Genomic DNA, 24943 nt, shown 5'->3' with positions numbered 1-24943 from the left:
TGCGGGTTCAGAACGACCAGCCGAACTGGCGCAGCACCAGATTTCCGAGGATGACGACGCCGAACACGGCGATCGCGACGCCGGCCCAGATATTGAGCCTGACCAGCGTGTAGCTGGTGACGCGGCCCTTGATATGAGTGACGAGATAGGTGACGAAGCCCCACCAGAGAAGCGTGCCGAGAATGACGCCGGCGACGGCATTGAGTGGCCGATAGGGCACGGCGCCCAGATCGAGCACGCCGCCGAGCCCGCTGAATATGGCGAAGAAGCCGAGCAGCGCGCCTGGATTGGTCACGGTGAGAAAGAAGCAGGTGCACGCCTTGCGCACATAGGCGCCGCGGCCGAGATCGGACAGCGAGAGCTCGGCGTCCTTCACATGGTGCATCGCGGTGCGCACGCCGATGAAGATGAGGAGAAGCCCGCCGACGAGTTGGATCGCTTCCGTGTGAACGTGGACCCAATCCTCGACCCAGCGCACACCATAGGCGGCGAAGGTGGCGAAAAGCGCATCGCCTGCAATGGAGCCTGAGGCCGCCGCCATGCCGCCGGCCATGCCGGCGCGCAGAGCGGAGCGAATGACCGTCAGATTGACGGGCCCCAGAGGGGCCGTGACGGCGATGCCGATGGCCATGCCGATGGCGATGAGTTCAAAATCCATTAGAGGTCGATCACCACGCGGCCGCGGATCTTGCCGGCGATGATTTCGCCGGCCAGCGCAGGCACATCGTCAAGCCTGGCATGGCTCGTCAGTTCCTTGAGCTTGGCCAAATCCAGATCATGAGCGAGACGCGACCAGGCTTCGACCCGGCGGGTCAGCGAGGCGGTCACCGAATTGATGCCGATGAGCTTGACGCCGCGCAGGATGAAGGGCGCCACCGAAGCGGGCAGATCCATGCCCTGTGCCAGGCCGCAAGCGGCCACCGTGCCCTCAGGCAGGATCTGGGACAGAACATTGGCGAGGGTGGTCGAGCCGACAGCGTCGACGGCGCCGGCGAAGCGCATCTTGCCGAGCGCCTTCACGGGACCTGAGAATTCATTGCGGTCGATGATGGTCGTGGCGCCGAGGCTCTTGAGGAAGGGCTCTTCTTCCGGCCGGCCGGTCGAGGCCGCCACCTTGAAGCCGAGCTTCGACAGCACGGCGATGGCGATCGAGCCCACACCGCCCGCGGCCCCGGTGACCAGGATCTCGCCATCCTCGGGCCTTACCCCCTGGCGCTCCAGCGCGATGATGCACAGCATGGCCGTGTAGCCGGCCGTGCCGATGGCCATGGTCTGGGCCGTCGTCATGGTGTCAGGCACAGCCACCAGCCAGTCGCCCTTGACACGGGCCAAGCCGGCATAGCCGCCGTGATGGCCTTCGCCGACACCCCAGCCGTTGAGAATGACCCGGTCGCCGGCCTTGATCAGGCGGTGGCTCGATTCCACCACACTGCCGGCGAAGTCGATGCCCGGAATCAGGGGATAGTGCCGGATGATCGGGGCCCGACCGGTGACCGCCAGGCCGTCCTTGTAATTGACGGTGGAATGCTCGACGGCGACCGTCACATCGCCCGGCATCAGGTCGGTCTCGCTCAATGTCACGAAATCGAGCTTCTGGCCCTTCTCGGTCTTGCCGATCAGGATGGCACGGAATTGTCTGTCCATGAATTCTCCTCCCTCCGCTTATAGCGACGGGAGGGTCTCCATGAAAGCGATGGGTTGACCTTGGGCGGCCCCCAGGATGTCACCTTCCCACATCACGCGCCGTCCACGGATGATGGTGCCCACGGGCCAGCCCTTGACCTCGACGCCGTCATAGGGTGTCCAGCCGGCCCGGCTTTCCATCCAGCTATTGCTTATGGTCTGGCGGCGCTTGAGATCGACGATGGTGAAATCGGCGTCATAGCCTTCGGCGATGCGTCCCTTGCCCGCCAGGCCAAAAATACGGCCGGGTCCATGGCTCGTCAGGTCGACGAAACGCTCAAGGGTGAGCCGCCCCTTGTTCACATGATCGAGCATGATCGGAACCAGGGTCTGGACGCCCGTCATACCCGAGGGGGACTCGGGATATGACTTCGCCTTCTCGGCCAGCGTATGGGGCGCGTGGTCGGATCCCAGCACGTCGACGACGCCCGCCAGCAGCGCCTGCCAGATCGCGGCGCGATGGCTCGCGTCGCGCACCGGCGGATTCATCTGCGCCCGGGTGCCGAGACGCTCATAGGCTTCGGGCGCCGCCAGAGTGAGATGGTGCGGCGTCACCTCGACGGTCGCGATGTCCTTATGGGCGGCCAGCAGCGGCATTTCCTCGGCGGTCGAGACATGCAACACATGAATGCGCTTGCCGTGCTTGCGGGCCAGCCTGAGCAGGCGCTCGGTGCACAGGCGGGCCGCTTCCGCATCGCGCCAGACCGGGTGGCTTGACGCATCGCCGGCGCGCTGCTCGTTTTTGCGCCCTTTCAGACGGAACTCGTCCTCGCTGTGGAAAGCGGCGCGGCGCCGGATCTGCGAGAGGATCAGATCGATGCCCTGATCATCGTCGACCAGCAGATCGCCCGTGGAAGAGCCCATGAAGACCTTGGTGCCGGCACAGCCCGGCAGACGCTCGAGCTCGGGCAGCAAGCGGGCATTCTCGCGGGTACCGCCCATGTAGAAGGCGAAATCGCAGAACATGCGGTTGGTGGCGCGCGCCACCTTGTCGGCCAGGGCCTCGGCCGAGGTCGTCAAAGGCTTGGTATTGGGCATCTCGAAGACACCGGTGACGCCGCCCGCCACGGCCGCCCGGCTGCCGGTCTCGAGATCTTCCTTGTGTTCCGCCCCCGGCTCGCGGAAATGCACCTGGCTGTCGATGACACCGGGCAGGATATGGAGCCCGGTGCAGTCGACAGTTTCCCCGGCTCCCACTCCGGAAAGGCTGCCCACGGCCGCGATGCGCCCGCCTCTGACGGCCACGTCGCGGACCCCGGCGCCATCCTGATTGACGACGGTTCCGCCTTTCAAAACAAGATCATAGGTGGCGGTCATCGGAGCTCCTTGATTAGATATGGGAGCATTCGTAGATGTGTCCATCCCGAGCGCTTCCCGCCAAAGTCTAGTTTGGCGATAAGGAAGCGCTCTAATAAAGATTATCGAGCCTTTTGTCCCCATCGGATTTCGAGGAATCCGATGGGGAAGGCTCTATAGGTGCAACATCCATGCAACGCCTGCCGTTTGCCACCCAGAAACTTACCTCCCGTGCAGTCGTCACGATCAGCGGCGATGACGCCCGTGATTTCCTGCAGAATCTGGTCACCGCCGATATCGCGAGCCTCAAGCCGGGGGAAGCCGCCTATGCAGCCCTGCTGCAGCCACAAGGCAAGATCCTGTTCGATTTCTTCGTCCTGGCCGAGGACGGTCGCTATGTGATCGACTGCTCCGCCGCCCGGAAGGCGGATCTCGTGAAACGGCTCGCTTTCTACAAGCTGCGCGCCAAAGTCACGATTGCCGAAAGCGACGAAGAAGTGGGCGTGGCTCCGGCCAAGCCCGCCAATGGCACCTCTTTCACCGATCCACGCGTGGCGCAGCTCGGCGCCCGCCTGATTGCGCCCAAGGGCTCGCTGCCCGAGGCCGACGACGAAACCTATCGCAGTGGCCGCATCCGCCTCGGCCTCGCCGACAGCGATGAGGACATCGGCTCAGGCGAATTGTTCCCGCATGAAGCCAATCTCGATCAGTTCGGCGGGGTGAGCTTCAAGAAGGGCTGCTTCATCGGCCAGGAGGTTGTATCGCGCATGGAGCACAGGGGTACCGCGCGCAACCGCATCGTGCCGATCCATGTGCCCAAGGGCGTTCCAGCCAAAGGCACCGAGATCAAGGCCGGCGACAAGCTCGTGGGCACGGCGCTCTCTTCGGCGGGCAGTGACGGGCTGGCGCTGATCCGGCTCGACCGGCTGAAGGACGCGGTCGAGTCCGAAATCGGGCTGCTGACAAAGACCGGTCCCGTCCATGTTAGGAAACCCGCCTGGGCGCGATTCGACGTCGCCCTTCCGAAAGATGACGAATGAGCAAGGCCACTGAATCCGTGATCAAGCATGCGGACGGCATCCACCGCTGCTTCTGGTGCGGCACGGATCCCGTCTATGTCGCCTATCACGACGAGGATTGGGGCGTGCCCGAATATGACTCCCGCGCTTTGTTCGAGAAGCTGCTGCTCGACGGCTTCCAGGCGGGGCTTTCCTGGATCACCATCCTGCGCAAGCGCGACGCGTTCCGCGAGGCTTTCGACGGCTTCGATCCCGAGATCATGGCGCGCTACAATGCTCGCAAGCTCGCCAGTCTGATGAAGAATGAAGGCATCGTGCGCAACAAACTCAAGATCGAGGCCAGCGTCACCAATGCGCAGGCCTATCTGGCGCTGTCGGAGAAGCAGGACTTCTCATTCTACCTGTGGAGCTTCGTCGGCGACAAACCGCTGCAGAACCGCTTCCGCAGCCGCAGGGACGTGCCGGCCGCGACGCCTTTGGCGGAGACGATCTCGAAGGACCTCAAGAAGCGTGGCTTCCGCTTCTGTGGACCGACCATCGTCTACGCTTTCATGCAGGCCTGCGGGCTCGTTAACGATCACATGGTGAATTGCCATCGCCATGACGCCTTTCTCGACAGCAAACGGCCGAAATAACCATGCCGCCGCGCAAGACGGATGAGCCGCGCGCCTGGCAGCGCATGCTGTCGGGCCGCAGGCTCGATCTACTCAACCCCTCGCCGCTCGATATCGAGATCGAGGATATCGCCCATGGCCTGGCGCGCGTGGCACGCTGGAACGGCCAGACCAAAGGCGCTCATGCTTTTTCGGTGGCCCAGCACAGCCTGCTGGTCGAGGCGCTGCTGGTGCATATGCATGACAACCTCGACCATCACGCGCGGCTCGCCGCTCTCCTGCATGACGCTCCCGAATATGTGATCGGCGACATGATCTCGCCCTTCAAGGCAGCGCTCGGCGTCGATTACAAAGCCTTTGAGCATAAGCTCCTGGCCGCCATACATCTGCGCTTCGGCCTGCCGGCCGCGGTCTCGGAGACACTCGCGGGCAAGATCAAAAAGGCCGACCAGATCGCCGCTTATCTCGAAGCGACGCAGCTTGCCGGCTTCAGCCTGGAGGAGGCTGGGAAATTCTTCGGCAGACCGAAAGGCCTCGATGGCGCGCGCGGCTTCCATGCGCTGCGCCCCCTTGCGCCCAATGACGCGGAAGCCGCCTATGTGCGCAAATTCAAGCAGCTGCTATAAGCTCGCACCATGGAAATCATCGTCAGTCCGCTTGCCGCCGTCCAACTCCTGGTCAACCGCCATAAGGTCAGCCATGTCGTGAGCCTTCTCGGACCCGAGACGCCGCATCGCAGCTTCTCGGGCATTGCCGATGATCATCACCTGAAGCTCACCTTCCACGACATCACGGCGCCGGCCGAGGGCCTCACCGCGCCCGCTTCCGACCATGTCGAGCAGCTCATTGCCTTCCTCACGACACGTCAGGGTCAGGGCGATGCGCCGATGCTCATTCATTGCTGGGCCGGGATCAGTCGCTCGACGGCCTCGGCCTTCACCGCCATGTGCCTCTATAATCCCGACGCCGATGAATATCAGCTCGCTCAGCAGTTGCGCTCCCTCTCGCATGTGGCGACGCCCAACCGGCGCATCGTCGCCTTCGCCGACGACATGCTGGGCCGCCAGGGCCGCATGGTCGACGCGATCGACGCGATCGGACGCGGCGAAGACGCCTATGAGGGCGTCATCTTCCAGTGGAAGGTCTGAGAAGTTTCCACCCGCTCAACCCGAATGGGCAAACTCCCAATAGAGCTCGCGCGCCTTCTTGAACATCGGTCCCGGCTGCAGGTCGCGGGTTTCGAGGCGCGTCACCGGAATCACCTTGCCGTAATTGCCGGTGGAGAAGACCTCGTCGGCGGCGAGCACTTCCGGCCATGAGATTGCGCGTTCGTGGACTTCGATGCCGGCTTTGCGCAGAAGCTTGATGACGCGTTGACGGGTGATGCCGTTCAGCAGCGTGCCGTTCGGGATCGGCGTGTGCACGGCACCGTCCTTGGCGTAGAAGAGATTGGACGTGGTGAATTCGGAAACCTTGCCGATGGCATCGAGCAACACTGCATTGTCGAAACCACGCGCCTGGGCTTCGCGCACGGCGCGGCCGGAATTGGCATAGTGGCAGGCCGCCTTGGCATCGGTTGGCGCATATTCGTAGGACGGTCGGCGGAATGTCGACAGGCCGGCCGAGAATCCCTTGGTCGACGGCATCGCCGATTCGTAAACCGAGATCGCATAGCGCGTCTCGACGGGGCCCGGATCGAGGAAATTGGTCTCGGCCCAGAACATGGGGCGCAGATAAAGCGGCGTGTTTCTGGGAAATTTTCCGATGCCGTCACGAACCAGTTCCTCGATCGCGCCGGCCTTCAAGGGCTTGAGCCCGAAGGCCAGAGCCGAGCGCTCGCAGCGCTGGCAGTGCAGATCGAGATCGGGCGTCACACCTTCGAAAGCGCGACTGCCGTCGAATATGACCGAGCCCAGCCATGAGGCATCGCTCCACGGCCCCATGAGCGGCGGATTGCCCTGCAGCCACTTGCCGTCGACATAGGTCCAGCACTTATTTTGGTCATATTGTGAAATTGCCATTCTTCGTTCTCCTATTGTCCTAAAGCTTAAGCTGAACCGGCCAAAAGACAAAGTCCCGCCGGATCAAAATATGGTCACAGATTTGGTTGAAGGCATGGATCAGGAATGCGGCAAGGAAGATGGCGATGCCGAATGTGAAGACAATGTCCCTGGCCTCAGCGTTGGCCGTCGGAAGCATGGCCTTTCTCGCGCCAGCCGGCGCGCAACCAACGCAGAGCCAGCTTGCGCTGAGCTACGAAGTCAAGGTCAGCAGCGTCTCGGCGATGCGCATTTCGTACAAGGCGGCGCTCTCGGAAGACGGCTATCAGTCGACCGCATCGATCAAGACGAAGGGCCTGGCCGATCTGTTCTCGGATTACCGGATGGAGATGGCGGCCGCGGGCGCCCTGAAGGGCGACGGCCTCAGGCCGTCACACTACCGCTCCGAGGCCCGCAAAAGCGACAAGAAGAAAATTCTCGAAGTCAGCTGGCGGAACGACAATCCCGCTGTCAGCTCGACGCCCAAGGACAAGGAGGACGACGCGCTCGTCGCGAGGGGTCTGACTTCGGGTCTGGTTGACCCACTCTCGCTGATGCTGCGCAAGGCGGTGCTGCAGTCGGGACAGCCATGCCCGAGCGTGGAAAGAGTGGTCGATGGACGGGAGGTCTATGAGCTGCGCTTCGCGCTCGCCGGCGAGGTGACGCTCGGCTCGAACAGCCCGGGCGTCTATCGCGGCAAGGCGCTCAAATGCAGCATGACCTACGCGCCGGTGGCCGGACGCCCGGCCGTGAAGTTCAAGAAGTCAGGCGGCGTTCCCTCCCGGTTCGACGTCTGGTTCGCGCCAATCGGCTCTTCCGGAGCGGGCATAGGTCTGTTCTTCCCGGTGCTCGCCACCGGGAAACTCCAAGGGTTGAGCTTCGTCGCTTATGCGCGCGAGGCGAGCATCGACGGCCGCAAGATCGGCGAAGACTGATTAGACGCTGTCATAGAATCAACCCGGCGCTCAAGCTATTTGATGTGCGCATCGGATTATCCGAAAACCGCTTCGCACTTTTCGGTCCGATGCATTAGCGGGATCAGAACCGCACGCGCAGGCCGGTCGTGACGAAGGTCGAGCCGCTATAGACGCCATCGATCGTTCCGAAGATGCCGGAGCGATGTTGAAGTCTGAGCACGAGCTCGATGTCCTTGTAGTCCGGAGCGGCGAATGTGATCTCGGGCGAGAAATTGTGCAGCACGAGAGAGGAATCACCGTCGCTGCGGTCGGCCTCGAAATCCGACGACTCGGTCAGGATGCTCAAACCCGTGTTGATCGCCAAGGTTGTATAGATCGTGTCGTTCCACGGCAGGCCGTCATAGCGGAAGTAGAGCGCTCCCCAGAACTCGCCCTGCGATTCGAGCCCGAAGCGATAAGCCGCTCCCGCTTCCGGCTCGACCATCAGATGATCGCCAAAATAGCCGAGCGTGTCCGAATCGAACAATTCGTTCAGCGTTCCCAGCCGGTAGGAATAGGTGATCCCCAGCAGGGTCAGGTCGACGAAGTGTGTCGTCCAGGGCTGGCTGATAATCTGGGTGAAATCAGTGTCGGTACCGCGTCCGACCAGGAAAGTGACGGCATTGGGAGAATTGGGCTGCTGCGCAAGAGCCGGCGTGGCAAGACAAGCACTGGCCAGGAGCGCCGCACAAGTCGAACGCATCAGACGTCCGCGTCTGTCCGCCACTGAGAACTCAAACCCCGCCCTTTGGCGTTGCCACATTTTCGAAGAAGCCACCACGAACAAAACACCAACCCTGTTGTAACCAAGAGCCCCAATGGCCGGATAATTTCATGCCGTCGGAAACGACACAAGGGGCCTTGAGGCCAATAAGGCACACCAAAATTCTCTTACACATGACAGACCTTAACGAGCCGTCAAGAGTTTTGAAGCGCGGTCTCGGCTAACTGTCGGAATAGAAGATGTGACGGCCGATCTTGATGAGCTTGCGCATCTCTTTCGCCCATTTCGGACGCACATAATCGGCATGGTAATTGGTGGCCGCGCCGATGACGCGGATGGTCTGATCGCCGGCAATCGCCTTCTGGGCGATTTTCTTGGAGCGGTCCCAGGCCGCCTTGCTCTTCACTTCGTCGGCGACACCGTCGCAGGCGAAGGAGAACTGGCAGGAATTGCGACGGTCGGAGCCTTGATAGACCACGCCGCAGATCGTTTTCGGATAGTTCGGATCCTTGACGCGGTTGAGCACGACCTTTGCCACCGCGAGTTGGCCCAACTCCGATTCGGAGCGGGCTTCGAAATAGACCGCCTTGGCAAGGCAGTTCTCTTCGGCGAGGCGGATACGACGCTGCGCGACGATCTTCTGTTTCTCGTTGCGCTTGAGCTTGAAGGTGGATTCGAGCTTCCAGACCGGTGGCGTCATGGCAAGACGCTCCTCGACCTTTTCCGGCTCGGGCTTCGCAGCGAGGACCGGCACATCGGGCTCCGGCGCGATATAATCGCCCTTGCCGGTCGAGACGACTTCCTGCTCGTGGATGATGGGCAGGCTGATCAGATCGAGTTTGGCATCACTCGGCATGAGCGAGCCCTTCTGGATCAGTGTCGAGACCGGCGAAGTACTGGCGATGATGGGATCTTCGAAGCCGAGACTGTGAGCATCGGCATTGCGGCCCATATAGTGGCCGGCAAAGGCAAAGCTCGCGACCAGCATCGCGCCGCCGAATACATAAGGCACGTAGCTAAGCACGCTGCTCCGCTCTTCCGGCTGCAGCGGCTCGCGATAATGCGGCTCGAAATGCCTATGCGTTCGACTTGATGGTCTCACTTCCCCTCGCGCTACCGTCTAAACTCTTAAAGTTTCCCGAACAGCCGGTAGTATGATCCTTCAGCGTTTAGCATAGGTTAACCATGGCGGCAACACAAAGCGGCCTATAATCAGCCACTAAATGCTTCAAGGTTAACAAGGCCTTAGACGGGTGTTTCGCCATAATTCAGCCACGTTTGGCGAGGGTTGCCTGAGCTGCGGCGAGCCGGGCTATGGGCACGCGGAAAGGCGAGCAAGAAACGTAATCAAGCCCCACTTGCTCGCAGAACTGGATCGAGGCCGGATCGCCGCCGTGCTCGCCGCAAATGCCGAGCTTGATGGCGGACCTTGTCGCCCGGCCACGCTCAGCGGCGATCTGCACAAGTTCACCCACGCCTTCGATATCGAGCGACACGAAGGGGTCGGTCTTGAACACGCCCTTGGCCGTGTATTCACCCAGAAAACGGGCCGAATCATCGCGGCTGATGCCGAAAGTGGTCTGGGTCAGGTCATTGGTGCCAAAGGAGAAAAACTCAGCGGTCTGAGCGATGTCGGCGGCCCTGAGCGCGGCGCGCGGCAATTCGATCATGGTGCCGACGAGATAGTCGAGCTTGCTGCCGGTCTCCTGACGCACCGCCTCGGCGATGGCGACGATGCGGTCGCGGACGATGTCGAGCTCGGCCTTGCAGGCAACGAGAGGCACCATGACTTCCGGAATGGGCGGCGCGCCGGTCTTGCGGCCGACCGCGGCCGCTGCCTCGAAAATGGCGCGCGCCTGCATCTCCGCGATCTCCGGATAAGAGACGGCCAGCCGCACGCCGCGATGGCCGAGCATCGGGTTGAACTCGTGCAGTTCGGCCACCCGGGCGCTGAGCGCATCGGGCGTGACGCCGATCACCGCCGCGACCTCGGCGATCTCCTCGTCGTTATGCGGCAGGAATTCATGCAACGGCGGGTCGAGCAGCCTTATCGTCACCGGCAGACCGGCCATGATCTCGAACAGCTCGATGAAGTCCTGGCGCTGCATCGGCAGGATCTTGGCGAGGGCGGCGCGCCTGCCCTTTTCACTCGACGCCAGGATCATCTCACGCACCGCGACGATCCGGTCGGCGTCGAAGAACATGTGCTCGGTGCGGCAGAGACCGATGCCCTCGGCACCGAAATCGCGCGCCGCCCTGGCATCGAGGGGCGTCTCGGCATTGGCGCGAACTTTCATGCGCCGCGCCTTGTCCGCCCATTCCATGATGATGGCGAAATCGCCCGAGAGCTCGGGCTTGACGGTGGGAACGGCACCCTTCATCACCTGACCGGTCGAGCCGTCGATGGTGACGATGTCGCCTTTCTTGAGCACTACGCCCAAAGCGGTGAGCGTCCCCTGGCGATAGTCGACACGGATGCTGCCGGCGCCGGACACACAGGGCTTGCCCATGCCGCGCGCCACCACCGCCGCGTGGGACGTCATGCCGCCGCGCGTGGTGAGGATGCCTTCCGCCGCATGCATGCCGTGAATGTCCTCGGGACTCGTCTCGACGCGCACCAGGATGACATTGCGGCCCTGTTCCTTCAACTTCTCGGCCTCGTCCGAATCGAAGACGATCTCGCCCGAAGCCGCGCCCGGCGAAGCCGGCAGGCCCTGCCCGATTATCTCGCGCTTGGCGTTGGGATCGAGGGTCGGATGCAACAACTGGTCGAGAGAGGCCGGATCGATGCGGCGCACCGCTTCCTCATGGCTGATCAGGCCTTCATCGGCGAGATCGACGGCGATCTTCAGCGCCGCCTTGGCGGTGCGCTTGCCGGAGCGCGTCTGCAGCATCCACAGCTTGCCACTCTGGATAGTGAACTCCATGTCCTGCATGTCGCGATAATGCTTCTCGAGCTGGGCGAAGGTGCGGGTCAGCTCGGCGAAGGTCTCCGGCATCAGCTTCTCGAGCGACGGTGCTTTCGAGCCGGCCTCGATGCGCGCCATCTCGGTGATGTTCTGCGGCGTGCGGATGCCGGCCACGACGTCCTCGCCCTGCGCATTGACGAGGAACTCGCCATAGAGCTCATGCACACCCGTCGAGGGGTTGCGGGTGAAGGCGACGCCCGTCGCCGAACTGTCGCCCAGATTGCCAAACACCATCGCCTGCACATTGACGGCGGTGCCCCAGTCTTCCGGGATATTGTGCAGCCTGCGATAAGTGATGGCACGCGCCGACATCCAGGATTGGAAGACGGCGCTGATGGCGCCCCAGAGCTGCTCCTTCACATCCTGCGGGAAGGGCTTGCCGGTCTCCTTCTCGACCCAGGCCTTGTATTTGGCGATGACCTTCAGCCAGTCCTCGGCGGTGAGATCGGTATCGAGGCCAAGCGCCTTCTCGTCCTTGTACTCACCCAGAATGTCCTCGAACTGATGATGCTCGACGCCGAGCACGACGTCGGAATACATGTGGATGAAGCGGCGATAGCTGTCATAGGCGAAGCGGCGGTCATTGGCCCGCGCGGCGAGGCCTTCGACGGTCTCGTCATTGAGGCCGAGATTGAGCACCGTGTCCATCATGCCCGGCATCGAGGCGCGGGCGCCGGAACGGACCGAAACGAGAAGCGGATTGCGGGCATCGCCGAAAGCGCAGCCGACGATGCGGCCGATTTCCGCCAGCGCCGTATCGACATCGGCGGCGAGCGCTGTCGGATAAAGGCGGCCATTCTTGTAATAGCCGGTACAGACCTCGGTGGTGATAGTGAAGCCGGGCGGAACAGGCAGTCCGAGATTGGCCATCTCGGCGAGATTGGCACCCTTGCCGCCGAGCAGATTCTTCATACCCGCCGCGCCGTCGGCCTTGCCGTCGCCGAAGCGGTAAACGAGTTTCCCATTCGCTTGCTGAGTCACACCTATTGCTCCCTTTAGGACAGGATCGGCCGGTTTCAGTAGCGAGCGCCGCTCGTCCTGCGCACTAGCCATATCGCAACTGCGAAATCAAGTGTGCAGTTGCGATGAGGACGACGCAGTATTAACGCATCAACAAAAATGGCCCAGACGTTGTCTGATTTCATCGGCTGTCTGCCCAAAATCGGCCGCCGAATAGACGTGCCTGCCGTGTTTGTCCTTGGGGTTGCCGGCGATGAAAGCCCACAATCGCTCTTCAAGACCGGCTCCGACGGGAAGACCGAGGCGGCGATAAATGTCGGAAACCACATCGAGCGGCCGGCGCGTCAAGTTCTCATAGTCGACTTCGAGAATATGGTCTGGCCATGTCCGGCGCGCCGCGACGTAGCGCTCCGTCTCGGCGGCGTAGAAAGACAGACTGGCTTGGCCGAGCCTCACGCGATCCGTGTCATGCGCCGTCACCCGATGCAGTCCGTCGATGAGACTGTTGAAGCTCGTCAGGGCGATGGCGGGATCGCGCCGGCACACGACGATCAGAGCCTCCGGGACGGCGGCGATGAGCTCGCTGAGCGAGCCCAGATGATCGGGCGCCTTGAGCAGGAGGCGCCGCCCCGGATCGCGGCGCTGCAGGAGCGCCAGGATGTCGCGATATTCGCGGTATTTCTGGCGGCGATCGGCATGCATGTACCAGGCGAGAAAGGCGTGCACCGGCGCCAGCGTCCAGGGCAGGATGGTGCGGAATGTGACCGCCAAGGCGAACATGCATTCCTCCGGCGCATCGCTTCTGATGAAATGCCGCGCATCGAGCTCGCGATTGAGATGGCGCATCACCGCGAGCTCGGTCTTGAGACGGAGGTCACGCAAGCTGTGGCTCACGCCCGGCTCACGCGCGACCGGTTCGACGAGCTCGCGCAGTATCGGCGCCCGCATCGTTTCATCGACGGCCAGGAGGCGATGAAGAAAGGTCGTGCCGCAGCGCGGCATGCCGGTGATGACGAGAGGCGGCAGCAAGGGGGCTGCGAACAGTTCAGGCTGCGCCTTTCTCGCCTCCTGGATCAGGAGGCGCTGTTCGAGCGCCAGTGAGACACTGCGCCTGAGCAGCATGTGGCCGATCAAAGTCAGCCTCACGTCGCGACGCAAGGCCCGCAGAAGAACGCGCAAGCCGGTGCGATAATATGGGTCGCCAAAATCGTCCAGTCCCGTGGCGCGACAGGCAGCTTGGCAGAAACTCTCGAGGCAGCCTTGGCGCCGCCCCCGCATCTACCCCTCGATCCGGGAGAAGTCCGCCACTTCGCGGGTCGCGGCGCGGATGCGGTTCAAGAGCTTCAGCCGGTTCTCGCGGAAGGACGGGTCATCGGCATTGACGGTGACCTTGTCGAAGAAGGCATCGACCGGGGCCCTGAGCTTGGTGATCGCCCGCATCGCGCCCTCGAAGTCTTCGGCCGCGACCGCCTTGCGGGCCTGCGCCGCCGCGGCGTTGACCGCGGTGTTGAGCTCCTTCTCCTCGCCCTGGATGAGGATCATCGAATTGATGTCACCCTCATAAGTGCGCCCGTCCTTCTTCTCCTCGATCTTGAGGATATTGGTGGCGCGCTTGACACCGGCGAGCAGAGTCTTGCCATCCTCGGTTTCGAGGAACTTCGACAGCGCCTCGACCCGCTTGACGATCATCAGAAGGTCGTCCTGCCCGCCCAGCGCGAAGACCGCATCGATGAGATCGTGGCGCATGCCCTGATCACGCAGATAGACCTTCAGGCGGTCAGCGAAGAAGGAGAGCAGATCGAGCCTGTCGAAGTCGCGGCCGAATTCCTGCCCGCGCTGGTTGCGATAGAGTTGCAAACCGCCGTCGAAGAGCTTCAAAAGCGGAAGCCGGACCCGGTTCTCCTGCACGATGCGGATGACGCCGAGCGCGGCGCGGCGCAAGGCGTAAGGATCCTTCGAGCCTGTCGGCTTCTCGTCGATCGCCCAGAAGCCGACCAGCGTGTCGAGCTTGTCGGCCAGCGCCGAGACGATCGACAGCGGCTTCGAAGGCACCGCATCATTCGGCCCTTGCGGCCGGTAGTGCTCCTGGATCGCGGCGGCGATGTCATCGCCCTTGCCTTCATAAAGCGCATAATAGCGCCCCATGAGCCCTTGCAGCTCGGGGAACTCGCCGACCACGCCGGTGAGGAGATCGGATTTGCTCAGACGCACCGCCAGCTGTGCCGCCGCCTTGTCGGCCCGGCAAAAGGCGGCAAGATCATTGGCCCAGCCCTCGAAGCGCTTCACCCGCTCGCCCTGCGTGCCGAGCTTGGCGTGGAAGGTGATCTGGTCGAGCTTGGGCAGCAGCTTCTCAAGCGGAATCTTCTTGTCGTGGTCCCAGAAGAATTTCGCGTCCGACAGGCGCGCCGCGATGACCTTGTTGTTGCCGGCGATGATCTGCTCGCCGCCATCGCGCGCGATCATGTTGGAGACGAGCAGATAGCGGTTGGCGAGCTTGCCGGTCTTGCCGTCCCTCAGCGCGAAGCATTTCTGATGCGTCTTGATGGAGGTGACGATCACTTCCGGCGGCACGTCGAGGAAGCTCTCCTCGAACGAGCCCATCAGCACGACCGGCCATTCGACGAGGCCGGCGGTCTCCTTCAGCAGCGCCTCGTCCTCGATCATCTCGAGGCCTTGCGCAAAGGCCAAGTTCTTCGCCTCGACACGGATGAGCTCGGCGCGGCGGGCGGAATCGATCACCACCTTGGCATCATGGAGCTTCTGGGCATAGTCCTCGAAGCGGCGCGCGGTCATCGCTTCAGGCGCCATGAAGCGGTGCCCGCGAGTCGTGTTTCCACTCTTGATGCCATTGATGGCGAAATCCACCACCTCGCCATCGAAGCAGCAGAGGATGGATTGCAGCGGCCGCACCCAGCGCAGATCACCCGACCCCCAGCGCATCGATTTGGGCCAGGGGAATTTGCGGATGACGTCGGGCACGATCTCGGCGATCACGTCCGCGGTGGCGCGGCCGGGCTTGCTCAAGGTCGCGATATAGAACTTGCCCTTCTTGTCGTCCTGCACGGTCAGGTCGGCGAGGGTCAGACCGGTCGATTTGAGGAAGCCCTGGATCGCCTGCTCCGGCGCATCGACGCGCGGACCCTTGCGCTCCTCGCGCACATCCCTGGTCTTGGCCGAAAGACCTTCGACCGAAAGCACGAGACGGCGTGGCGTGGCATGCGCCTGGGCGCCTTCATAGAGAAGGCCCGCCTCGACGAGCGCGTTGGTGACGAGAGACTTGAGATCATCCGCCGCCTTGGCCTGCATGCGCGCCGGGATTTCCTCGGAGAAGAGTTCGAGAAGGAGTTCAGCCATGGGCGGCCTCCTTCACGTCAGCGCCGCCGCCGGCGGTCTTCGCCCAGGCCTCGCAGCAGCCCTTGGCCAATTCGCGCACGCGCAGAATATAGGCCTGGCGCTCGGTGACCGAGATCACGCCCCGCGCATCGAGCAGGTTGAACACATGGCTTGCCTTGATGCACTGGTCGTAGGCCGGCAGCGCCAGCTCATGGCGGCCACCTCTGTCGCCCGCCTTCAGGAGCGCCAGACACTCCTTCTCGGCATCCTTGAAATGCTGGAGCAGGATGTCGGTATCGGCATATTCGAAGTTGAAGCGCGAGAATTCCTGTTCGGCCTGCAGGAACACATCGCCATAGCTGATGCGCTTGGCCCCGTCCCCGCCATTGAAGTTCAGGTCATAGACATTGTCGACGCCCTGGACATACATCGCGAGCCGCTCGAGACCGTAGGTGAGCTCGCCCGAGACCGGCGCGCAATCGAGGCCGCCGACCTGCTGGAAGTATGTGAACTGCGAGACTTCCATGCCGTCGCACCATACTTCCCAGCCGAGCCCCCAGGCGCCCAGCGTCGGGCTTTCCCAGTCGTCCTCGACGAAACGGATGTCATGCAGATCGGGCTCGATGCCGATCGCATAGAGCGAGCCCAGATAGAGCTCCTGGAGATCAGGCGGCGACGGCTTGATGATGACCTGATACTGATAATAATGCTGCAGGCGGTTCGGGTTCTCGCCATAGCGCCCGTCCTTGGGACGCCTGGAGGGCTGCACATAGGCCGCCGCCCAGGGCCGGGGGCCGACCGAACGCAAGGTCGTCGCCGGATGGAAGGTGCCGGCGCCCACTTCCATGTCGTAAGGCTGCAGGATGACGCAACCCTTCTCGCCCCAGTACTGATGGAGCGTGAGGATCAAGTCCTGGAAGGATTTGCGTGGATTCAAAGACATTTGCGCCCGCAATACGTGCGCGTGATCAGGAAAAGTGGGTACCGGTTTTCCGTCCGATCACGCGCCAAATTAAATATTCCGATCACGTTTATCACTTCAGGTCGAACCGACCTGAAGTGATCGTGATCTAGGTGTTGCGGGCGCAAACTATGGGGCTAGCCCCTATGGGTCAAGGAGAAGTCGACTTACTGCTTCTTGGGCGCCTGCGATTCTTCGTCCTCATCGCCCTGGGTATCGTCGGGATTGACCTCGTCGCCGCCCGTGCCGGTATCGTCGGCGGTTTCGTCACCCTGGGTGTCGTCGTCGGTGACCTCGTCGCCACCCTGGTCGGCGTCCTTCATCCAGGCCTGCAGCGTGTAGAAGGCCTCTTCATTGATGCGCTGTCCCCACATATCGGCGCCCTTGAGCGAACCGCCGTGAAGGGCAATCAGCATGGGGCCGTTCGACTGCTTGTCGACGACCCAGATGCCTGCGCCCGCCATGCCTTGCAGCGGCTTCTTGAGCGGGCAGCTATAGGCGATGAAGGACTTGTCGGCGGCCTTCACGGGGCAGGTGGTTTCCCACATGGTGAAGTCGGGCACGCCCGCCGGATAGCCGGTCATGGCCGGGCCTTTCGGAATCTGCGGCAGATGGCCAAAACCGAACCAGCCATTCTGGTCGCCGACATCGCTCTGCAATTCGACCAGACCGAAAGCCAGGTTCCAATCACCCTTTTCGGCGAAGCCCTTGGTTACCCAGGCATTCTTCCACTGCACGCCGCCAAAGGGACGCTCATCGCCATTGATGCCCGGATAGAAATCGAGATTCTGGTCCCACTGCTTGGTCTCCGGATTGAAGATGCAATAGGCGGCGGTGAGCACGAAGCGCTTGCCGATCAGGGTGCCTGAGCAGCCATTGGAGAGCAAGCCTACCGCCGTGTAAGGATATTGCGTGGTGTCCTTGATCGGCACCAGCTTGCCGGGCTTTGGCGCTTCCTGGATCGCCTGGGCGCTCTTGCCCTTCAGCATCATGCCCTTGAGGCGGTTCGGCACCTTGACGGCGCGGGCCTTGCCGTCCCGGCTCATCGACATGCCGGACAGGGCATCGAGCTGGGCGGCCGGCGTCTGCTGCTCGGGCGCCTTGCGGGTGACGTTCATGGCGCCCGGCTTGGCGGACGGCCCCTTGCTGTCACCCGCCTTCGGCGCATTGGCGGCGCCGGCACCGGTTTCCACCGAGGGCCACTGGCCACGCTTGATTTTGGCGCCTTCCTGGGCAATCGCCGGGCCCGCCAGGGCCGTAGCAAGGAAGAGCGAACTGGTCAAAAAGAGGGAGGTGATCGATTGGGATCGAATCATGGGCCGTCCTTAACGGTTGCTGATGGAGTGTCGACAAGCGACATGACAATCTAGCCATGTTCGCATGACGAAAACTAGACCCGGCGGCAACTATTTAAGGGCGGAAAAGTGTCCTAATGTCGATTTTGCGCGGGATGCGAAAAAGTGGACACCGATTTTTCGCAAGAATCCCGCGCAACATATAAGACTCGATCACGTTTATGAGTTTGGATCGATTCGATCCAAACTCATCGTGATCTAGCCAAAATCTCAGGCGTCGGGATAATAAATCCCGGTCTTGGGGTCCTGCCTGAGGCGCTTGACGGCGCGCGGATCCACAGGACGACGCTTGACGGCGACCCGGGCCTTGGCGGCATTCAGGCCATCCACGAGCTGCTTCAGGGCGGCGGCGGCCAACAGGCCGACCAGGGTTATCGTCAAGGCTTTCAACATGAAACGGTCCTTCCAGTCTCAATCCGGGGTATCATAAACCGAACCGTGCCCATAATGCACGTATTTCCATGGCATCAATGAGGCCTGACCCCAGGTCCATACTGGTGCCGAAACCCAGCCGCCGCAAGCCCCAGCCGGCGGGCTTGGCGATGACCTTGAACTCGGTCTTGTCGCCGAATCTGGCCCGCATCACATCCCGCAGATGGCCGATGCCGTCGATAAGGCCCAAGGCCAATGCCTGGCGGCCCGACCAGAAGGCGCCGGAAAAGAGCTCCGCCTCGTCACCGCTGAGCCTGCCCCGGCGGCGGGCGCGCACCAGCGCCTTGAACTCTTCGTGTACATCGCGTTGCAGCCTCATAAGGCGTTCGACATCCTCAGGCTTCTCGGGCTGGAAGGGATCGAGGATCGCCTTGCTCTCGCCCGCCGTATGCACGCGCCGCTCGATGCCGAGCTTCCCGATCGCATCGACAAAGCCGAAGCCCGCGGCAATCACGCCGATGGAGCCGACGATCGAGCTTGCATCGGCATAGATTTCATCACCCGCGCAGGCCAGCCAATAGCCGCCGGAAGCCGCCACGTCCTCGCAGAAAGTATAGACCGGTATGTTCTTCTCGGCGCTCAGCGCACGGATGCGGGCATGGATCAAGGCCGACTGGACCGCGGCGCCGCCCGGCGAGTTGACCACGAGGGCGACGGCGGCAATGCCCTTGCGGGCGAAAGCGCGCTCGAGCGTCGCGGCAATCCCTTCGAGCGTCAAAGGCGGCTTGAAGGGTGTGCCGATGCCAATGGCGCCCTGAAGGCGCACGACATGAACGAGGGGCGTCTGCTTGCGCCAGCGGCGCGGTATGAGGCGTTGCAGCGGATTGGGCATGGCGCACAAATAGGCATCATGCGCCGCTCCCGCAAGGATGCGAAAAAGCGGGCACCGGTTTTTCGCAAGCAATCCCGCGCTAACTAACAAGAATCGATCACGTTTTTGAGTTTGGATTGAACTCATCGTGATCCAGCAACAATCCCACACACCAGGCGCCTGTGAGTTTCCGCACAGACAGGCCGTGCATCGGCCCTTAGATTCCTCTGCAGAATTCGAGGACCGGCCGTTCAAGAGCCGGAGAGCATAGGAGAGAGACCCATGAACACGCATGTCGAGCATCGCACGACCGTCCGTCCGGGCGTCCTCGTTCTCCTGGACAAATTCAACGCCCTGATGATCGCCAAGTTCAAGGCCTGGCGGGCGAGGCAGATCGAGCGCGCCGAATTGGAAGCTCTGGAAGCGCTCGGGCCCGAAGTGCTGGATGATATCGGCATCACGGTGGTGAAGACCGGCAACCCGCCGAGGCCGATGGCCGTCTGCAGTCCGCATGTGATCGCGACGTCGGCGCTCTACGCGACACAATCCAAGGAACGCGGCAAGTTCTAGCGTACGCTCACAAAGCGCATCTCCGGTCCGGGATCGCGACCTGATCGTTTAGAACTCGTCTCGTGCAGGGCTGTCCGGTTAACGCCCTCTCCGGGCAGCCCTGCAGAACTTTCTCAAGAGTTCACGTTGTAACTGTCATAGAGAACCTTCCAGCTCCCCTTCTCCTTGCGCCAGACCACGACATATTTGGCGATATCCATGACCGGCTTGCCCTTGACCTCATGGCCGAACTCGACCTTGCCGAAATCCGAGGCCAGCGACGCGTCATCCGAGATCACAATGCGTTCGGGCGTGAAACGCAGATTGAGCCCGGGCGTCGTGTCCATCATTTCCTTCCAGCTGGCGCGGATGTGCTGGGTGCCATGCGAAGCGGGCGCCCCCGGCCAGACCAGCGAACCGTCAGGCGCGTAGAAACTCACCACGGCTTCGAGATCCTTGGCCGTCGCGGCCTTGCCCCACTCCTCATCCAGGCGGCGGATGGCCATCTCGTCGGTCTTGTGCTTGTCACCCGGCATTCCTCATTCCTCCCTTGCTGATATGCAGCCGAAGCTCGTCGAGCAAAGTCGCGGCCGCCTTCAAATCCCGGCTGGCGAATCCTTCGCTGAACCAGCCGTGGATGGCCGCCAGTATGTCGAAGGCCCGCTCATGCTCGCCGCGATCGGCGAGAAGCCGCGCGAAAGTCGTCGTGGCGCGCAGCTCCCAGGATTTCGCCCCTTGCGCGCGCGCCAAGGCAATCGCCTCGTAAAGCCGCCCCTCCGCCTCATCCAGCCTGCCCCGTTGCGCCAGCAGCCAGCCCTTGAGGCGCAGCACCTCGGCTAGGTGGCAACGTTCCTCGCCCGCCCTGATCCTGGCGATGCTTTCATCGACAAGCCGATCGGCGGTATCGAGGTCGCCGCCAAGTGCCAGCGCCTCAGCCTGGAGCGCCCGCAAATAGGCAATCCAGATGCGGTGGCCGGTCGCGGCAAGACGCGTGATGGCCCGGTCGATGCGCATGGCGCTGTCGCTATGGCGTCCAGCCCTGAGCCATGCGATGCCGCGGCTGATCTCCGCCATGACCTCGAAGAAGAGCGAGACGCCGAAGCGGCGGCCGACACTGTCGGCCTCTTCGGCGCGCGCCAGCAACTCATCTGGCTCGCACAGGAAATCGAAAACCTGCGCACCGAGCGTCAGCGAGAAGGCGAGGTCGAAGGGATGATTGCGGCGGCGGGCATGATCGTCTCTTTCGTTGCTCGCCGCCACCGCCTGGTCCGGATAGCCGATGATCCAGAGATATTGCGCCCGGTAGATGCCTTCGCCGGTCAAGGGATCGGTATTGGTGAGCTGTGCGATGTGCCGGTGCCTTTCAGCATCATACATCGCCAGAAGCTTGTCGCCATGCGCCTTGGCCAGATCGAACCGGCCCTGCCAGAAAGCCGACCCCGAAATCGCGCGATGACCGACGACGACCAGGTTTTCGTCGCCCGTCTCGACGCCGACTTCGAGCAGCTTCTCGGCCCAGCGCAATGACACGTCGAGACGGTCGACGCACATTGTATGCACCCAAAGCGCATTCAGGATCGGCAGATAGGCCTGGCGATGCCGATGCCGGTGGGCGAGCGCCCAGGCGGGCTCCAGCACCGCGCTCAGTTCCGGATGCCCCCAGCCGCGCCCGGCGACCAGCGCCGGACCCAGAGAGGCGCGAAACCGCAACTCCAGCAGGTCGCGTTCAGGACCCGGCGACGCGGTCTCGAGCAGATTGATGCCCTTGTGCAAATGGCTGACGGCCTCCGGCACGGCGAAGCGCTGCATGGCCACCTCGCCCGCCTTGAGCCAGAGCGGTGCTGCGGCGGCCGGATCATCCGCCGCCGTATAATGATGCGCGAGCAGCTCGGGCTCGCGATCGCGCGTCTCGGGATGGCGTTCCTCCAGCACCTGGGCGATCCGCGCATGCAGCGGTTTGCGCTGGCTGCGCAAAAGGGAGTCATAAGCCACGTCCTGGACCAGCGCATGCTTGAATGTATACGACACCGGTCCGGGTGCGGTGCCTGTACTCACCGCAAGACCCGAAGCGGTCAATTCCGCCAGGCCCTCAGCCAGAGACGCATCGTCCATCTGATTGAGCGCCGCCAAAAGCTCAAAACTGAAGGTGCGCCCGGCCACCGAGCCGATCTGGGCGACCGGCCTCGCCTTGGCCAATCGGTCGAGACGCGCGGCAAGCGAGTCGCGAAGGGTTTCCGGGATGGCGAAGCCCAAAGCGTCGCCGGCATAGACATAGCGCCCGCCCGCCTCGACCAGTCCGCCCGATTCCAGGATGTTGCGCGTCAGCTCCTCGACGAAGAGCGGCACGCCATCGGTCTTGGCGATGATGCGCTCGACGATCTCGGCCGGCAGCGACTTGCCCTCGGCCAGCCGCCCGATCATTTCCTTGCTTTGCTGAGCAGTGAGCTTGGCAAGATTGAGGACCGCGACATCGACATGACGCGACCAGTGCGGCTCGAACTCCGGCCGATAGGTGGCGACGATCAACAAGGGTATGCCGGCGAGCTTGCCGATCAGCCTTTCCAAAGTCTCGAGCGTCGTCGGATCGGCCCAGTGCATGTCCTCGAACAGCAACAGCGTGTGGCGCAAGCGGGCGGCGGCGGCCACCATGTCCTCCATCACGCGGACCGTCTCCTCCTTGGCGAGCCGTGGCGATATGTCGAGCGCGCCATAACGGGCGTCACACGGGATGGACATCATGCCGGCGATGAAGCGCACATCGGAGAGCGGCAAGCCATAGCGCCCGACGATCAGCGCCTCCAGCTTGTCGAGCCTGACATCAACAGGACTGTCACCACTGATCTGCAGCACCTCGTCGAGATGCGTCCTGATCGGATAGAAGGCGCTGTTGAGATGGAAGGGAGAACACTGGAATCGCCAAATCTGTGCATTCTCATGTTCGAGACAGGCGCACAACGCATCGGCGATGCGGCTCTTGCCGATACCCGGCTCGCCGCAGACATTGACGGTAAAACCCTTGCCCCCGTCCTGGACGCTGCGCCATTTGTCGAGCAGCGTCTCCATCTCGGCGCCGCGCCCGATGAGCGGCTTGTCCTTGGCCTGTCGGCTTTCGGCGCTGGCAAGCCCCAGCGCACGGTAGATATGGACGGGAAGCGTGATGCCCTTGAGGCTATGCGCGCCCAAATCCTCATAGTCGAAGGCATCGCCGGCGAGCTTGCGCACCTTGGAGCTCACCGCAAGCGTGCCCTTCTGCGCCACGCTCTGCAGGCGGGCCGCCAGATTCATGGTCTCGCTGACGGCGGTGCGTCCATCGGCGGAAACGACGACGATGCCGGTGGCGATGCCGATGCGGACCTCGAGCCTGCTGCCATCGGGAGATTTGAAACGCGTCATGGCGTCAATGATGTCGAGCCCGGCGCGGATGGCGCGCTCGGCCTCGCGCTCATGCGCGAGCGGAAAGCCGAAGAAGGCGACGATGCCGTCGCCCAGACGCTGGAACAGATACCCCTCGTAACGGGCGATGCAGGCGGCGCAGGCATCCTCATAGCCGCGCACGACATCCTTGAGCACTTCCGGGTCGATGCGCTGCGCAAGTGCCGTGAAGCCGACCATGTCGCAGAACATCACGGTGAGCTGGCGGCGCTCCTCGGCGCGGGCCATGGGCTCGGGTCTCGCCGCCTTGTACTCGGCCAGCGCATTGAGCAGGCGCTTGCGCGCCCCGAAGGAAAGACCGAGCTCCTTGAGGTTGCCGTCGGTGAGAAGGAGCAAGGTGGCCAGATCGACGTCGTTGTCGGCAAAAAGCTGCGCATGCTCGGCAAAGCCACGTTCGTTGAGCCATTCGGTGAGCGATGTCATCGCCGGGCCTCGCTGCGCGCGACAAGGACGCCATTATTGCGCAGCCAGATGGCGATCGACAAAGCGGATTTGAACGGCATGCGGCGTGACCAGCCTTGCGCGATTTCGACCAGCGTCGCGCCCGGCAAAAAGTCGCCCAGCAGGGGCGCCAGCGGCTGATCGCCGAGATAGGCGACAGGGCCGGCAAGATCCGGATGGCGCAGCGTCTTGCGCAGCGTGACGAAATCGCCCTCGATGCAGGGCAGATCTGCAATGACGAGATCGCGCGACAGTTCGACCGGCTGGGAAGCGACACTGGCCATATCGGCGGAAACCGCGGCGCGGCGGCGGGCGTTCCCGGGCATGGCGGCCGCGCGGTCGCGCCAGAAGGCCGCCGGCCGCGCGCGCGCCGCTTCCGCATAGTAGCCCGCGGCCCAGGATCGATGGCGCGTCGACGCTTCCTCCAGGCTTCCCTGATAGAAGGCCATGGCGGCGCTGGCGGAGGCCGGCCGCCCTATGAGCGTATTGGCGACGATGGCGCCGGCGAGCGCCGTCTGGATCGCCTTCTGCACGCCGCTCGATGACAGAGGATCCAGCGCCAGAGCGGTTTCGCCCAGCGCGATGCTTGCCGCCGTCGTGGCGGCGAGCGCCACATAGGCCGAGGCGTTCGTCGCCTGAACCCGGCCGGCAGGCGCGCCGGGCCTGAAGCCGGAACGGTCGAGCAGATCCAGATAGCGTGAATCGAGTGTGTCCTTGCGCGCCGCGCCGAAGGCGTGCGCATCGACGAAGACCTGGATGTTGCAGGAGCCATCGGGAAGCGGCACCGACCAGTACCAGGCGTCGTCGCCGGCCCGGATCACCGGATGGTCGGGAAGACCCGGCCCTTTCCAGTAAGCATGAAGGGCGAGCGTCGCGGGCCCGGCCGGCTGCCTGCGCCAGGATGGAGCGCCATTGCGGCCGCGCGCATCCGCCAGGAAATCGGCCGCGATGCTCTGGCTCCCCGTTTCGGTTTCGATGACGAGACGCCAGCCTTCCGCATCGTGCCGGCGGTCGACGATCCGGGCCGGCTGGCGGATGCCGACGCCTAAGCTTCGCGCATGATCGAGCAGCAGAGAATCGAAATAGCCACGATCGACCAGACGTCCTTCCTGGCGCTCGTCGAGGCGGATCTGCGGTGCTCCCTCCCAGGCAACCTCGACCTGGCGCACCGGGCGGGAGCCCGCCAGAGCGTCTTCTGCGCCCAGGCTCTGGAGGAGTGCCGGGACGCCAGGGCTCAAGGACTCGCCTAGATGCGGGCGCGGAAAGGCGACAGGCTCGATAAGCTCCACCTGGTGGCCGAGTTGCGCCATGCGGATGGCGAAGACGCTGCCCGCCGGACCGCCGCCGATGACGCACACTCTCGCCATAG

21 protein-coding genes and 1 pseudogene are annotated in these 24943 nt (G+C 63.0%); 6 read left to right on the top strand and 16 right to left on the bottom strand.

Translation table 11 applies throughout. The annotated features are described in order from the left end of the window. Nucleotides 1-7 precede the first annotated feature (7 nt). Genes G5V57_RS16975 through G5V57_RS16965 form a run of 3 tightly spaced genes read right to left on the bottom strand, consistent with a single transcriptional unit; the run spans nt 8 to nt 3000 of the window. A complete protein-coding gene (locus G5V57_RS16975; RefSeq protein ID WP_165168775.1) occupies nt 8-658 on the bottom strand; it encodes a LysE family translocator in 651 nt (216 codons plus the stop codon). Further along, the gene (locus tag G5V57_RS16970) at nt 658-1644 is read right to left on the bottom strand and encodes an MDR family oxidoreductase (RefSeq protein ID WP_165168774.1); all 987 of its coding nucleotides are present in this window, start codon (nt 1642-1644) and stop codon (nt 658-660) included. Before G5V57_RS16970 ends, G5V57_RS16975 begins: the two co-directional genes overlap by 1 nt. Nucleotides 1645-1662: 18 nt before the next feature. Beyond that, on the bottom strand, nt 1663-3000 hold the full coding sequence (locus tag G5V57_RS16965; protein WP_165168773.1) for a dihydroorotase: 1338 nt from the start codon (nt 2998-3000) through the stop codon (nt 1663-1665). Nucleotides 3001-3170: 170 nt separating this feature from the next. On the opposite strand from G5V57_RS16965, the gene G5V57_RS16960 reads away from it, so the two are divergent. Genes G5V57_RS16960 through G5V57_RS16945 form a run of 4 tightly spaced genes read left to right on the top strand, consistent with a single transcriptional unit; the run spans nt 3171 to nt 5760 of the window. Next, nucleotides 3171-4019, top strand: coding sequence for a folate-binding protein YgfZ (locus G5V57_RS16960; protein WP_165168772.1), 849 nt, complete (start codon nt 3171-3173; stop codon nt 4017-4019). Continuing rightward, nucleotides 4016-4633, top strand: a complete 618-nt coding sequence (locus tag G5V57_RS16955; RefSeq protein WP_165168771.1) for a DNA-3-methyladenine glycosylase I — start codon at nt 4016-4018, stop codon at nt 4631-4633. The genes G5V57_RS16960 and G5V57_RS16955 overlap by 4 nt, the downstream gene beginning before the upstream one ends. A 2-nt stretch (nt 4634-4635) precedes the next feature. After that, nucleotides 4636-5238: an HD family hydrolase gene (locus G5V57_RS16950; RefSeq protein WP_165168770.1), complete on the top strand. Its 603-nt coding sequence runs from the start codon at nt 4636-4638 to the stop codon at nt 5236-5238. Nucleotides 5239-5247: 9 nt separating this feature from the next. Further along, nucleotides 5248-5760: a tyrosine phosphatase family protein gene (locus G5V57_RS16945; RefSeq protein ID WP_165168769.1), complete on the top strand. Its 513-nt coding sequence runs from the start codon at nt 5248-5250 to the stop codon at nt 5758-5760. Between the two features lie 15 nt (nt 5761-5775). Here G5V57_RS16945 and G5V57_RS16940 read toward each other — a convergent pair whose 3' ends face one another. After that, nucleotides 5776-6633, bottom strand: a complete 858-nt coding sequence (locus tag G5V57_RS16940; RefSeq protein ID WP_165168768.1) for a branched-chain amino acid aminotransferase — start codon at nt 6631-6633, stop codon at nt 5776-5778. Nucleotides 6634-6758: 125 nt separating this feature from the next. On the opposite strand from G5V57_RS16940, the gene G5V57_RS16935 reads away from it, so the two are divergent. After that, a complete protein-coding gene (locus G5V57_RS16935) occupies nt 6759-7586 on the top strand; it encodes a DUF3108 domain-containing protein (RefSeq protein WP_165168767.1) in 828 nt (275 codons plus the stop codon). 103 nt (nt 7587-7689) lie between these two features. Here the strand turns inward: G5V57_RS16935 and G5V57_RS16930 are convergent, their stop codons facing one another. The 9 genes and pseudogenes from G5V57_RS16930 to G5V57_RS16890 form a co-directional block, all read right to left on the bottom strand. Continuing rightward, complete coding sequence (locus tag G5V57_RS16930) at nt 7690-8310, bottom strand: hypothetical protein (protein WP_165168766.1); 621 nt, start codon at nt 8308-8310, stop codon at nt 7690-7692. 241 nt (nt 8311-8551) lie between these two features. Then, nucleotides 8552-8941 (bottom strand): annotated as a pseudogene (locus G5V57_RS35275) (cell wall hydrolase); the annotation flags it as partial. A gap of 658 nt (nt 8942-9599) precedes the next feature. Next, nucleotides 9600-12353 carry a pyruvate, phosphate dikinase gene (gene ppdK, locus G5V57_RS16920; protein WP_165168764.1) on the bottom strand — a complete coding sequence of 918 codons (2754 nt, stop codon included), beginning with the start codon at nt 12351-12353 and terminating at the stop codon, nt 9600-9602. 57 nt (nt 12354-12410) lie between these two features. Continuing rightward, complete coding sequence (locus G5V57_RS16915) at nt 12411-13538, bottom strand: sulfotransferase (protein ID WP_165168763.1); 1128 nt, start codon at nt 13536-13538, stop codon at nt 12411-12413. Next, nucleotides 13539-15614 (bottom strand): glycine--tRNA ligase subunit beta, encoded by a 2076-nt coding sequence (gene glyS / locus G5V57_RS16910; protein ID WP_165168762.1) that lies wholly within the window; start codon nt 15612-15614, stop codon nt 13539-13541. Then, nucleotides 15607-16536, bottom strand: coding sequence for a glycine--tRNA ligase subunit alpha (locus G5V57_RS16905; RefSeq protein WP_165168761.1), 930 nt, complete (start codon nt 16534-16536; stop codon nt 15607-15609). Before G5V57_RS16905 ends, glyS begins: the two co-directional genes overlap by 8 nt. Before the next feature lie 185 nt (nt 16537-16721). Beyond that, nucleotides 16722-17870 carry a serine protease gene (locus tag G5V57_RS16900; RefSeq protein ID WP_165168760.1) on the bottom strand — a complete coding sequence of 383 codons (1149 nt, stop codon included), beginning with the start codon at nt 17868-17870 and terminating at the stop codon, nt 16722-16724. Between the two features lie 249 nt (nt 17871-18119). Then, entirely contained in the window at nt 18120-18302 is a 183-nt protein-coding gene (locus G5V57_RS16895; protein ID WP_165168759.1) for a hypothetical protein, read from the bottom strand. Nucleotides 18303-18333: 31 nt separating this feature from the next. After that, nucleotides 18334-19173, bottom strand: a complete 840-nt coding sequence (locus G5V57_RS16890; protein ID WP_165168758.1) for a S49 family peptidase — start codon at nt 19171-19173, stop codon at nt 18334-18336. A gap of 261 nt (nt 19174-19434) precedes the next feature. Between G5V57_RS16890 and G5V57_RS16885 the strand changes: the two genes are divergently transcribed. Continuing rightward, the gene (locus G5V57_RS16885) at nt 19435-19722 is read left to right on the top strand and encodes a DUF1127 domain-containing protein (RefSeq protein ID WP_165168757.1); all 288 of its coding nucleotides are present in this window, start codon (nt 19435-19437) and stop codon (nt 19720-19722) included. Between the two features lie 113 nt (nt 19723-19835). Here the strand turns inward: G5V57_RS16885 and G5V57_RS16880 are convergent, their stop codons facing one another. The 3 genes from G5V57_RS16880 to G5V57_RS16870 are packed head-to-tail and all read right to left on the bottom strand — an operon-like array spanning nt 19836 to nt 24941. Further along, a complete protein-coding gene (locus G5V57_RS16880; protein WP_165168756.1) occupies nt 19836-20237 on the bottom strand; it encodes an SgcJ/EcaC family oxidoreductase in 402 nt (133 codons plus the stop codon). Next, nucleotides 20227-23556 carry an adenylate/guanylate cyclase domain-containing protein gene (locus G5V57_RS16875; protein WP_165168755.1) on the bottom strand — a complete coding sequence of 1110 codons (3330 nt, stop codon included), beginning with the start codon at nt 23554-23556 and terminating at the stop codon, nt 20227-20229. The genes G5V57_RS16880 and G5V57_RS16875 overlap by 11 nt, the downstream gene beginning before the upstream one ends. Then, nucleotides 23553-24941, bottom strand: coding sequence for an NAD(P)/FAD-dependent oxidoreductase (locus tag G5V57_RS16870; RefSeq protein ID WP_165168754.1), 1389 nt, complete (start codon nt 24939-24941; stop codon nt 23553-23555). The genes G5V57_RS16875 and G5V57_RS16870 overlap by 4 nt, the downstream gene beginning before the upstream one ends. Nucleotides 24942-24943 lie beyond the last annotated feature (2 nt).

Origin of the sequence: Nordella sp. HKS 07, from assembly GCF_011046735.1 — a bacterium.
GTDB lineage: Bacteria > Pseudomonadota > Alphaproteobacteria > Rhizobiales > Aestuariivirgaceae > Taklimakanibacter.
This window is presented reverse-complemented; position numbering and strand designations above follow the sequence as displayed.